The sequence below is a fragment of the Kitasatospora brasiliensis genome, assembly GCF_032654805.1.
GTDB classification, from domain to species: Bacteria; Actinomycetota; Actinomycetes; order Streptomycetales; family Streptomycetaceae; genus Kitasatospora; species Kitasatospora brasiliensis.
The window spans coordinates 20,895-32,578 of sequence record NZ_JAUOOW010000013.1 but is presented as its reverse complement, the minus strand read 5'-3'; the positions used below and the strand labels follow the sequence as shown (position 1 = coordinate 32,578).

General features: G+C 73.8%; 11 protein-coding genes. 7 read left to right on the top strand and 4 right to left on the bottom strand.

What is annotated here, in order from left to right; genetic code table 11:
* Positions 1 to 16 precede the first annotated feature (16 nt).
* From QWJ13_RS34235 to QWJ13_RS34225, 3 genes are all read right to left on the bottom strand, one after another.
* Positions 17 to 517, bottom strand: coding sequence for a peptidylprolyl isomerase (locus QWJ13_RS34235; RefSeq protein ID WP_316529665.1), 501 nt, complete (start codon positions 515 to 517; stop codon positions 17 to 19).
* A gap of 57 nt (positions 518 to 574) precedes the next feature.
* Entirely contained in the window at positions 575 to 1,681 is a 1,107-nt protein-coding gene (locus QWJ13_RS34230) for an RCC1 domain-containing protein (protein WP_316529663.1), read from the bottom strand.
* A 691-nt stretch (positions 1,682 to 2,372) separates the two neighbouring features.
* Positions 2,373 to 2,891, bottom strand: coding sequence for an SRPBCC family protein (locus QWJ13_RS34225; protein ID WP_316529661.1), 519 nt, complete (start codon positions 2,889 to 2,891; stop codon positions 2,373 to 2,375).
* A gap of 222 nt (positions 2,892 to 3,113) precedes the next feature.
* On the opposite strand from QWJ13_RS34225, the gene QWJ13_RS34220 reads away from it, so the two are divergent.
* The 7 genes from QWJ13_RS34220 (at position 3,114) to QWJ13_RS34190 (ending at position 10,316) form a co-directional block, all read left to right on the top strand.
* Entirely contained in the window at positions 3,114 to 4,532 is a 1,419-nt protein-coding gene (locus tag QWJ13_RS34220) for an ATP-grasp domain-containing protein (protein WP_316529659.1), read from the top strand.
* Positions 4,526 to 5,089, top strand: a complete 564-nt coding sequence (locus QWJ13_RS34215; RefSeq protein WP_316529657.1) for a GNAT family N-acetyltransferase — start codon at positions 4,526 to 4,528, stop codon at positions 5,087 to 5,089. The genes QWJ13_RS34220 and QWJ13_RS34215 overlap by 7 nt, the downstream gene beginning before the upstream one ends.
* A 109-nt stretch (positions 5,090 to 5,198) precedes the next feature.
* Complete coding sequence (locus tag QWJ13_RS34210) at positions 5,199 to 6,434, top strand: cytochrome P450 family protein (RefSeq protein ID WP_316529655.1); 1,236 nt, start codon at positions 5,199 to 5,201, stop codon at positions 6,432 to 6,434.
* 171 nt (positions 6,435 to 6,605) lie between these two features.
* Entirely contained in the window at positions 6,606 to 6,965 is a 360-nt protein-coding gene (locus tag QWJ13_RS34205) for a hypothetical protein (RefSeq protein ID WP_316529653.1), read from the top strand.
* Between the two features lie 206 nt (positions 6,966 to 7,171).
* The gene (locus QWJ13_RS34200) at positions 7,172 to 8,272 is read left to right on the top strand and encodes a sugar ABC transporter substrate-binding protein (RefSeq protein WP_316529651.1); all 1,101 of its coding nucleotides are present in this window, start codon (positions 7,172 to 7,174) and stop codon (positions 8,270 to 8,272) included.
* A 23-nt stretch (positions 8,273 to 8,295) separates the two neighbouring features.
* Positions 8,296 to 9,081: an ATP-binding cassette domain-containing protein gene (locus QWJ13_RS34195; protein WP_316529650.1), complete on the top strand. Its 786-nt coding sequence runs from the start codon at positions 8,296 to 8,298 to the stop codon at positions 9,079 to 9,081.
* Positions 9,078 to 10,316 (top strand): sugar ABC transporter permease, encoded by a 1,239-nt coding sequence (locus tag QWJ13_RS34190; protein WP_316529649.1) that lies wholly within the window; start codon positions 9,078 to 9,080, stop codon positions 10,314 to 10,316. The genes QWJ13_RS34195 and QWJ13_RS34190 overlap by 4 nt, the downstream gene beginning before the upstream one ends.
* 184 nt (positions 10,317 to 10,500) lie before the next feature.
* On the opposite strand, the gene QWJ13_RS34185 is transcribed toward QWJ13_RS34190, so the two are convergent.
* The gene (locus QWJ13_RS34185; protein WP_316529647.1) at positions 10,501 to 11,061 is read right to left on the bottom strand and encodes a hypothetical protein; all 561 of its coding nucleotides are present in this window, start codon (positions 11,059 to 11,061) and stop codon (positions 10,501 to 10,503) included.
* Positions 11,062 to 11,684: the final 623 nt, after the last annotated feature.

The following is an 11,684-nucleotide window of genomic DNA, read 5'->3' as shown; positions in this document are numbered from 1 at the left end:
ACTCCGGGTTGCCGTCCTATTCGACGATCTCGGCGCGTTCGATGAGGACGTCCTGCCGGGGGACGTCCTGGTGGCCGGCCTTGGAGGTGGTGGGGAGGGCCTTGATGGCGTCGACGACGTCCTGGCCCTCGACGACCTCGCCGAAGACGGCGTAGCCCCAGCCCTGGGCGTTCTTGCCGCTGTGGTTCAGGAAGTCGTTGTCGGCGACGTTGATGAAGAACTGGGCGGTGGCGGAGTGCGGGTCCCCGGTGCGGGCCATCGCCACGGTGTACCGGGTGTTCTTGAGGCCGTTGTCGGCCTCGTTGGTGATGGGGTCGCGGGTCGGCTTCTTCTTCAGGCCGGGCTCCAGTCCGCCGCCCTGGACCATGAAGTTGTCGATGACGCGGTGGAAGACCGTCCCGTCGTAGAAGCCGTCGCGGACGTAGTGGAGGAAGTTCTCCACGGTGGCCGGCGCCTTGTCCGCGTCGAGGCGCAGGACGATGTCGCCGTGGTTGGTGCTGAGTCTGACGTTCGGCATGGCTTCCTCGCTGGGTGTCGGGGCGGTGCGGGCGCGTGCGGCGTGGTGCGGGCTTGGTCAGTTGGCCAGGCTGAAGTCGCCGCCGACGGGGGCGGCGAGTTTGTCGATGCCGGTGAGGGTGGTGGGGGTGGCCACCGGGGTGGTGCTGTCGGTGGTGGTGCCGTCGCCGAGCTGGCCGGAGCCGTTGTTGCCCCAGGAGTGGACGGTGCGGGCGTGGGACAGGGCGATGGTGTGCTCGCGGCCGGCGGCGACCAGGCGTACGCCGGTGAGGCCGGGGACGGTGACGGGGGTGGTGCGGAAGACGGTGGTGCCGTCGCCGAGTTGGCCGGAGGTGTTCTGGCCCCAGGCCTTGAGGCGGTGGTCGGTGTCGGTGACGGCGAGGCTGTGGTTGCAGCCGGCCGTGATCCGGGTGACGCCGGCGCCCCAGGAGCCCTGGGTGGTGACGGGGGTGTAGCGGTTGATGGTGGTGTTGTCGCCGAGTTGGCCGGTGGCGTTGTAGCCCCAGGCCTTGACGGTGGTGGCGCTGCCGGGGGTGCCGGCCAGGGCGAGGCTGTGGGAGGCGCCGGCGGCGATCTGGGTGATGCCGCTCAGGGCGGTGACCGGTACGGGGATGCCGCGGTTGGTCGAAGTGCCGTCGCCGAGTTGGCCGTTGGCGTTGTAGCCCCAGGCCCAGACGGTGCCGTCCTCGCGCAGGGCCAGGCTGTGGTGGAGGCCGGCGGCGATGGCGACGATCTGGTGCAGGCCTTGGACGCGGACCGGGACGCTGCTGTCGGTGGTGGTGGCGTTGCCGAGTTGGCCGTGGGTGTTGTGGCCCCAGGCCATGACGGTGCCGTCGGCGAGCAGGGCGAGGCTGTGGGCGCCGCCGGCGGCGATGTCGGTGGCGTCGGCGAGGTGGGCCACCTTGCCGGGGGTGTTGTGGCTGAACACGGTGCCGTCGCCGAGTTGGCCCGAGCCGTTGACGCCCCAGGACTGCACGGTGCCCTCGGTCAGCAGGGCGAGCCCGTGGCCGAGGGTCGCGCCGGCGCCGCCGGCGGCGATCTTCACCACCTCGGTGCCGGTGAGGCCGAGGACGGTGGTGGCCGTGGTGCGCAGGTCGGCCCAGGTGCCGTCCCCGAGCTGGCCGGAGCGGTTGTTGCCCCAGGACTTCAGGCGCTTGTCTGCCATGCGACGATGCCTCTTCACTTCGTACGACGATAAGCCGGATCGCCGGTGCGTCAGCTCAGTTGACGAACTTCACGATCATGGCCCGACGCTAACGAGGCACCCGCCACCGGCACGGGAAACGGCACCGCCCGCCACCCGATCGGGTGACGGCGGACGGTGGCCGGCGAGCGGGGTCGGGCCCGGCCGGCCGGGTGCGGCCCCTGGTCCGATGAGGCGCATGGAAGAGTGGAAAACCGCTGGTCACAGGGGTGGCTGGGGTGCGGCGGAACGTCCTGGGCTTGCTACGATCCCCGTTTCGGGAAGTGGATCAAGGAGTGCGGCGGTGGAGCGGGAACGCGTGGAGCCGGCGTACGAGCTGACGGCCGAGGACTTTCGCGAGGCCTTCGCCGCCCAGGCCCGGCACACCGTGGTGGGCCGGCTCACGCGGGTCGTTCCGTGGGCGATCGTCGGCTTCTCGGCGCTCGGCAGCGCCCTGAAGGCGGCCGACGGCCAGGTGGGAGGCGCCGACGCGGTGCTGCCGGCCGCGCTGGTGGCGCCGGCGCTGTTCCTGCCCCGCTGGCGGGTGGCCTCGGCGAGCCGGCGGGCGGCCGAGCGCGGCGAGCGCCGGGCGGTGGCCGCCGAGGCGGTGGAGGTCTTCTGGCGCGCCTACGGCAACTGGCCCTTCGGGCACGGGCGGCGCCCCGGGAGACCGCTACGCCGCGCCGAAGTGCCGCTTGGTGTCGGCGATCAGCGTGCGCAGCAGCGCCCTGCCGGGCGCGTCGGTCAGCGCCGCGGGGCGGCGCAGCAGCGGGCTGGGCTCGTAGGCGAAGGTCCAGGTGAAGCGGGTGCCGCCGGCGGGTAGCGGTTCGAGTCGGTAGTCCTCGCCGAAGCGCCGGTACAGCGGCAGGCTGGCCTGGGTGGCGCAGAAGGCGTGGCGGGTGCCCTCGTCCCAGTGCACGAACTCCTCGCGCAGGCGCAGCGCGCCCAGGGCGGTGATCTGCCGGGTGGTGCCGACGCCGTGGGGGGCGGGCGAGGTGTAGCGGCCACCGGCCAGGCCCCGGCACCAGGACAGCGGCGCGGGGCCGGCGAGCCCCTGCCAGACGCTGGCGGGTGCCACGGGCAGGTCCATGGTGTGGCGGTGGCGGTGGGGGGCGGTGTCGAAGAAGGACGTGTCGAAGCGCTCCAGGGTGAACCAGGGCATCGGGGCCTCCTCGTACGGGGGTTCGGGCATGGGCGTGCCGAGCGTACCGGGCGTGGGGTGCGGGCGGTGCGGGCGGTGCGGTCGTTCATTCGTGCACGGTGCTGCCGGCCTGGTTCAGCGGGGCCTGTCGGGCCGTCAACTCGGGGTGCTCCTCCGTTCGGATGATGGCGAGGGGCGGGTGTGCCGCGTACGGGGCGGGGTGGGGGCGTGGGGCGGCGTCGGGCCGCCTTCCGGGCTCCCATAATCGCCCGGGTGATCACTTCCTGTGATGAAGCGGTGGCCCGGTTGCGGGCCGTTCCCGGGCTGTCGTGCTGTGCCCGTCCCCTGTTCATGCTGCCGTTGCTGCGCACGGGCTGCCTGGCGGCGGTGCTGAGCGTGGAGGGCGCGGACGCGGGCTGGGCGGGCGAGTTCGGTCCGGGCGGGTTCGAGTCGGGCGGGTTCGAGTCGGGCGGGTTCGAGTCGGGCGGCTACGGGGCCGAGTTCCATGCGCTGGAGCCGGCCTCCCGGGTGCGCGACGACACCTCGCTGGGCGCCGGCGTGCACGAGGTGCTGCGCCGCCTGGGCGGCGCCTGGCGGGGCCGGGAGCTGGCGCTGCTGCCGTACACGGGGATGAAGCCCGAGTGGCGTACGGCACTTGAGGCGCTGGGCACCCGCGTGGCGGAGCCGCCGGTGCGCCCGGCGCTGCCGGTGCTGGGCGACAAGCGGATCCAGCGCGCGTGGCTGCGCTCGGTGGGGGCCACGACCCCGCCCGACGCGGTGGTGCCCTGCCTGGACCACCGGGAGCTGCGCCGGCGCTTCGGCGACCGCTACGTGGTGCAGGCGCCGATGGGCTCCAGCGGCCGGGGCACCCACCTGGTCACCGGCGAGGACGACCTGCACCCGATCCGCCACGTGGGCGGCGGGCCCTGGCTGGTGAGCGGCTACGTCGAGGGCCCGGCGGTGAACCTGCACGTCCTGGTGTCGGCGGACAGCACCGTGCGGGTGCTGCGCCCCTCCGTCCAGCTGACCCGCGTCGAGGGCATCGGCGCGCCCTTCGGCGCCTACTCCGGCTGCGACTTCGCGGCCCCCGCCCTGCTGGCGCCGCTCGCCCTGGCCCGGGCCGAGGGCGCGGCGCGGCGCATCGGCGAGGCGCTGGCCGCGCTCGGCTACCGGGGCCTGTTCGGCGCGGACTTCGTCCTGGAGGGTGAGGAGGCGACGCTGCTGGAGCTCAACTGCCGCATGCAGGGCTCGACCTGGCTGCTGGGCGAGCTGGAGCTGGCCGAGCACGCGCTGCCCTCGGCGCTGCGCCACATGCTGGAGCTGTACGGCCAGGTGACCGGCGGCGAGGCGCGCACCGACGCGGCGGGCGCCGTGCAGCTGGTGGTGCGCCACGACGGCGCCCCGGCGCGGGTCGCGGCCGCGCCGGGCGGCGGGCTGCACCGCCTCAAGGACGGGCAACTCCAGTACTGCGGCGCCGGGTTCGGCCTGCTGGAGTGCGGCCCGGACGACTGCGTGCTGCTGCAACTTCCCTCCCCGGGCATGGTGTTGCACCCCGGGGTGCCGCTGGCCCGGATCGTGGCCCGGCACCCGCTGACCACCCCCGACGGCACCGCCCTCACCGCTGCCGGGCAAAGCCTGGTGGACGCCCTGCGCGCGGGATTCACCCTGGAACCCGTCCCGCTCCCGTGCTGAACTCGCCCGCCCCGCTGTACGTACGCGCCGCGCAGGGTGCCGACCTGCCCCGGCTGGCCGCCCTGCGCGCGGAGGCCGCCGCGTGGATCGCCCTGGAGCACGGCTCGGCCCAGTGGTCCTGCCCGTACGACGCCGAGCGCGGGCTGGCGCTGATCGCCCGCGGCGCGACCGTGGTGGCGGCACTGGCGCCGCGGGGCGAGGCCGTGGCCACCGTGACGATCCGCCCCGCCGGCAGCCCCCGCCTCTGGAACGCGGAGGAACTCGCCTGCCCCGCCCACTACTTGAGCTCCTTCACGGTCGACCGCCGGTATGCCGGGCGGGGTATCGGCGCCCGCCTGGGCGACTGGGCCGCCTGGCGGGCCGCGCGGGCGGGGGCCGCGGTGCTGCGGGTGAACGTGTGGAGCGACAACACCGCCCTGCACGCCTACTACCGCGCGCAGGGCTGGAGTTGGGTGCGCACCGCGACCGGCAGCCGCAGCGGCGCCCTGTTCGAGCGGGCCACCGCGACGGCCAAGGAGCCGGAGCACGTCCGCGAACAGGGCCCGCTGCGCCTGTGAGGCGCGCTTGCGCGGGTCCTCTCGACGCGGCCCGGCCCTGGGGCGCATCCTCGTGTCCCGGCGGGCGGCGTGCGGCCGCGCGCCGCCACCCGTCGAGCGGAGGAACCCCGTGGAGCGTCTCGTCCTGGACCCGACCGGCCGCGCCCGCGATGCCGAGAGCATCGAGCTGAACGCGCGCGGGCCGGCCGTGCCCGTCGACATCCTGGGCGTGCGGGCCTGGTCGGTGTCCGACCCGCGTCTGCTGGAGGACCTGCTCACGGACCCCCGCGTCTCCAAGGACGGCCTGCGGCACTGGCCCGACTACGACCAGGCGGTGCGGACCTGGCCGCTGGCGCTGTGGATCAGCGCGCGCAACATGTTCAACGCCCAGGGCGCCGACCACCGCAGGCTGCGCCGCCTGGTGGGCGGCGCCTTCACCGCCCGCCACGTCGCCACCATGGCCGCCGGCGTCCGGGAGCTGACCGACGCCCTGCTCGACGACCTGGCCCACGCCGCCCCCGGCGAGGCGGTGGACCTGCGCGAGCGCCTGGCCTACCCGCTGCCGATCCAGGTCATCTCCCGGCTGCTGGGCCTGCCCGAGGACACCACCTCCACCTTCCGCCACCTGGTCGACCAGGTCTTCTCCACCGTCTTGAGCCCCGAGGAGTCGGCCGCCGTCGCCACCTCCTTCCTGGCCCTGCTGGAGGAGCTGATCGCCGCCAAACGCCGCGCGCCGGGCGAGGACCTGACCTCGGCGCTGATCGCCGCCCGCGACGCCGAGAGCGACGGCGAGGCCCGCGCGCTCAGCGAGGAGGAACTGCGCGACACCGTGCTCCTGATCGTCTCGGCCGGCTACGAGACCACCGTGAACCTGATCGACAACGGCATCACCGACCTGCTCACCCACCCTGACCAGCTCGCCCTGGTCCGCGCCGGCAAGGCCGACTGGGACGACGTGGTCGAGGAGGCGCTGCGCCGCAACGCCCCCGTCGCGCACCTGCCGCTGCGCTTCGCCGTCCAGGACATCGAGCTGCCCGGCGGGGTGAGGGTGCGCCGCGGCGAGGCGATCCTGCCCGCCTACGCCGCCGCCGGACGCCACCCCGCGCGCTACGGCGACAGCGGCGCCGACTTCGACGTCACCCGGCCCGCCAAGGACCATCTCGCCTTCGGGCACGGCGTGCACTACTGCCTCGGCGCCCCGCTGGCCCGCCTGGAGGGCCGCACCGCCCTGAGCCGGCTCTTCGCCCGCTTCCCCGACCTCGCCCTCGCCCCGCACACCCGTCTGGAGCCGGTCGACTCGCTGATCTCCAACGGCCACCGCACCCTGCCCGTCCTGCTCGGCGCACCGGCCCCGACGGCCCCCTGAGCGCCCCGGCGGGGCCCAGGGGCTCTGGAGGCGACCTGGGGGCGCGCGGAGCCGGTTCGCGCGCCCCTATCGGATGTCAGGGACCGCTTTCGGGGGCGGATTCCTAGGCTGACGGGCACCGGGCGGCAAGCGGCCGTCCGGTGCCGCACCACCAGCCGAGGGAGTACCACCATGCGCAGGATCACCCACGCCGTCGCCGCCCTGGCCCTGGCCGCCGCCGCCCTGGCCACGACGGGGGCCGGCAGCGCCTCCGCGGACGACTGGGCGGGCTGCCCGTCGGGGGCGGTGTGCGTCTACCCGCAGGACCAGGACCCGGCGGTGTCGCCCAGCGCCGTCTACTGGAGCTACGGGGCGCACAACCTGAGCGGCCAGTACGGCATGCACTGGGTGCTGAACAACCAGACCGGCGGCGCGCACGCCCACCTGTGCCGCGCCTCGGGCGGCGGCAACTGCGTCTACGACATCCCGGCGGGCAACGGGGTGCGCTACGACCTGGGGCCGATCAACTCGATCACCCTCGACCGGCCCTGACGCCGGTTCGGGTCTGATCGGGCCGTGCCCGCCGCGCGAGGGGAGCGGCGGGCACGGTGCCGTCCACGCGATGCGTGTTCACGAAGATAACGAGTAGAGGTGGATTCCCGGCAGGCTGGATTTACTTATTGACGTCATGTACGCGATCAGGGTTGACTCCCCCCACCCCGCCGCGATGCCGCGGCGACCCCAGGGAGAGGTATCCGATGAACGCCGTACTGCGTCGCGCCCTCGTCTGCTCCGTGGGCCTCACGCTGGCCCTGTCCATGACCGCCGCCTGCGGGAAGGCCGGCGGCGCCAAGGACGGTTCCTCCTCCGCCGCCGGCGATCCGAACGCCATCGGCCTGCTGCTGCCCGAGAACGCCTCCTCGGTGCGCTACGAGTCCTTCGACCGGCCGTTCATCGAGGCCAAGGTCAAGTCGCTGTGCGCGTCCTGCAAGGTGCTCTACAACAACGCCGAGGGCAGCGCCGCCAAGCAGAAGCAGCAGTTCGACACCCTGCTCGCCCAGGGCGTCAAGGTGATCGTCCTCGACCCGTACGACGCCAAGTCCACCCAGGGCTGGGTCGAGGAGGCCGCCGCCAAGGGCGTCAAGGTCGTGGCGTACGACCGCCTGGCCGCGGGCCCGATCGCCGCCTACGTCTCCTTCGACAACGAGAAGGTCGGCGAACTCCAGGGCCAGGCCCTGCTGGAGGCGCTCGGCCCGCAGGCCGCCGAGGCGAACATCGTGATGATCGACGGCGACGAGGCCGACCCGAACGCCGCGCAGTTCAAGTCCGGCGCGCACAAGGTCCTCGACGGCAAGATCAAGAAGGTCGTCTACGAGCAGTCCGGGCAGTGGAACCCCACCGTCGCCGGACAGAAGATCTCCGCCGCCGTCACCGAGTTCGGCAAGAACGGCTTCCAGGGCGTCTACTCCGCCAACGACGGCATGGCCGCGGCCATCATCACCCAGCTCAAGGGCGCCGGCGTCAAGGTCCCCGTCGGCGGCCAGGACGCCAGCCTGGACGCGATCCAGCGGATCGTGAACGGCGACCAGGCGTACACCATCTACAAGGTCTACCGCCCGCTCGCCGACACCGCCGCCGAACTGGCCGTCGCCCTGCTCCAGGGCAAGGACGTCAAGGCCCTCGCCCCCGACAGCGTCGACAGCGACACGGCCAAGAACATCCCCTCCAAGCTGCTGGAAGCCAAGATCGTCACCAAGGACACCATCGCCACCACCGTCCTGGCCGACGGCATCTACAAGGCCTCCGACATCTGCACCGCCGACTACGCGGCCGCGTGCGCCGCCGCCGGCCTCAAGTAGCCCCCTCCCCCTAGGCGGTTCACGTGACAGGCGCACCCGTCCTGCAACTGCGCGCGGTCTCCAAGCGCTTCGGCGCCGTCCAGGCCCTCACCGACGTCGACCTCACCGTCCACGCCGGCGAGGTCCTCGCCCTCGTCGGCGACAACGGCGCCGGCAAGTCCACCCTCGTCAAGACCATCGCCGGCGTCCACCCCGTGGACGAGGGCACCCTCACCTGGCACGGCGAGGCCGTGCGCCTGACCCGCCCCCAGGACGCCACCGCCCTGGGCATCGCGACCGTCTACCAGGACCTCGCGCTGTGCGACAACCTCGACGTCATCGCCAACCTCTTCCTCGGCCGCGAGAAGCGCCGGCGCGCCCTGCTCGACGAGGTCGCCATGGAGCGGCAGGCCCGCCGCCTGCTGGACACCCTCGCCATCCGCATCCCCGACGTGCGCAGCCCCGTGGCCGCGCTGTCCGGCGGCCAGCGGCAGGTGGTGGCCATCGCCCGCGCCCTGGTCGGCGAGCCGTCGCTGGTCGTCCTGGACGAGCCCACCGCCGCCCTGGGCGTCGAACAGACCGCCCAGGTCCTCGACTTGGTGGAGCGGCTGCGCGAGCGCGGTTTGGCGGTCGTGCTGGTCAGCCACAACATGGCCGACGTGCGGGCGGTCGCCGACACCGTCGCGGTGCTGCGCCTGGGCCGCAACAACGGCGTCTTCCCGGTGGCCGGCACCACCCAGGAGCAGATCGTCGCCGCGATCACCGGCGCCACCGACAACGCCCACGCCCGCCGGGCCCGGCGTACCGAGCACGCCGAGGAGGCCCTGTGAGCACCCCCGAGGTTTCTTCCGCCGTCGATCCGCGGCTGCACCCGAGCGCGCGGGGCTGGGCCGGGCGCGCGCGGGCGGCGCGCCGGCGGCTGGCCTCCGGCGAGCTGGGCTCGCTGCCCGTGGTCATCGGCCTGGTGGTCATCGCCGTCGTCTTCCAGTCCGTCACCCACCACTTCCTCCAGGCCGAGAACCTGACCAACATCACCCGCTTCATCGCCGGGCCCGGCCTGATCGCGGTCGGCGTGGTGTTCGTGCTGATCCTCGGCGAGATCGACCTCTCGCTCGGCTCGGTGGCCGGCGCGAGCGCGGCGATCGCCGCGGTGCTGACGGTGCGCCAGGGCTGGAGCGAGTGGGTGGCGATCCTCGCCGCCCTGGGCGCGGCCTGCGTCATGGGGCTGCTGCACGGCCTGTTCTTCGCCCGCGTCGGCGTGCCCGCGTTCGTGGTCACCCTGGCCGGGATGCTCGCCTGGAGCGGTCTCCAGGAGTACGTGCTGGGCGGTGGCGGCACCGTCAACAACCGGCACGACGGGGTCATCGCGAGCCTGGATTCCACCTTTTTGGGTGACGGCGACATCGCGTACGCGTGGGCGCTGGCCGTCCTCGCCCCCGCCCTCTACCTCGCCGCCCGCCTGCACACCGCCCGCCGCCGGCGCGCCGCCGGCCTCACCGCCCCGTCGGTGTCCGACAGCGTGCTGCGCGCGGGGGCGCTGGCGGTGCTGTGCCTGGCCGCCGCGTACGCCCTCAACCAGGACCGCGGCCTGCCGCTGTCCCTGGTCGTCCTGCTCGGGGCGGTGGTGCTCACCGACTTCGTGCTGCGGCGCACCCGCTACGGGCGGCAGGTGTTCGCGGTCGGCGGCGGCGTCGAGGCGGCCCGGCGGGCCGGGGTGAACGTGGCGCGGGTGCGGATCTCGGTGTTCGTGCTCGCGGCGTTCCTGGCCGGGCTGGGCGGGCTGTTCTACGCCTCGCAGCAGGGGTCGGCGGACAAGCAGCTGGGCAGCGGCAACGTGTTGATGAGCGCGATCGCGGCGGCCGTCATCGGCGGGACGAGCCTGTTCGGCGGGCGGGGCAAGACCTGGTCGGCGCTGCTGGGGATCCTGGTCATCCAGTCGATCACCACCGGGCTGGACATGGTCCACGCCGCCCAGGCCATCCAGTACATGATCACGGGCGCGGTGCTGCTGGCGGCCGTCGTGCTGGACTCCGTGACGCGCCGCACCCGCAGCACGGGGCGCTAGCGCCGGCGCACGGTTCGCCTCCGGCGCCCCGCAGGCTTGCGGGGCGCCGGAGGCGTTTCGGCGTACGGGGGCGGCCGCTCCCCCGCCGGCCCGCCACCTCGCGCGGGAACCAGGGCCCCGCGACCGCCCCGGCCCGGCACCGCAGCGCGCGGGAAGTCGGCGGAACCGACTTCCCGCGCGGGGCTCAGGTGCGGGCGGCCTGGGTGCGGCAGTGGGTGATGGCGTACTTGAGGCGGGTGTCGGAGTTGGGGGCGGCGGCGAGGAGTTCGCCGGCGGTGATGAGGGCCGTCCAGTAGGTGGCGGGATCGCCGGTGCGGGGCAGGGGCGAGGCGGCGGTGAGGGAGAGGTAGGCGGCGGTGAGGTTTCCGGTGGTGAACCAGCGCTGGAGGCCGTGCTGGTGACCGGGACGGATGCCACCCATCGCATCCATGGCCGTCAAGAAAAGGTCGACGATCGCACGTTCGGTAGCGTCGAGTTCCTTGGGGACGTCGAACACGCCGAGGGCTTCGAGGAGTTCGCCGGTGTCGGCCTCGGAGTCGGGGCGGGGGTCGGCGAGGAGCGCGTCGTGGCACTCGTCGAGGCGGCGCGTGGCTTCGGCGAGCGGGATGTCGAGCGCGAGACAGACCGCGCGGGCCACGGGAACCGGCTGGTGGCCGAGGCGGGCGAGGAGCGCGTACGTGGCGGCGGGGGTGGCGCCACGGGAGAGTGTGTGGCGGGCCAGGGTGGCGAGCGGAGGAAGGGTCACGGGGGTTCGGCTTTCTCAGACGGTGACGAGGACGGGGGCTGGAGCGATAACGACCCAGACGAGTTTGCCGATACCGCCGGAACGCGGGGAACAACCCCAGCATTCGGACAGCGCGTTGACGAGGAGCAGGCCGCGCCCGCCCTCGCCCCCGAGCGCCGGGGCGCGGAGGGACGGCCGCCCGGCCCCGGCATCGTGGACTTCGAGAGCGCTCCCCGGCCGGCAGCCCGGCCAGGTAGGCCCGCAGCAAGTAGCGGGCCGGCGGCGCGGATTCGGCCCGCGAGTCGAGACGCGCGACGACGGTGCGGGGGCGGCGGACAGTGAGCACGGGGACGACCTCGGAGGGACAGAGGGGGCGTACAAGAGGGGCGTGCCAGGACCGCCGGCGGGGACCAACCCGACATCCTCGCCGCCGCAAAGGATTTCTTCCACGACGGGGAACTGAGCATGGTCCCACAGCCACTGACGCATGGTCACTGTCACAGCATCGCCTGCTGTCTGGATCATCACCAGGACCACGGTGAGTACCCGCCATGGAGCCGCAGCGGAGTCACGGTGGCCGGTAGCCTCGTGGCACCATCGCCCCGGGAGGCCCCGTTGCCCGCGCCGCAACCGCTCCCCGCCCG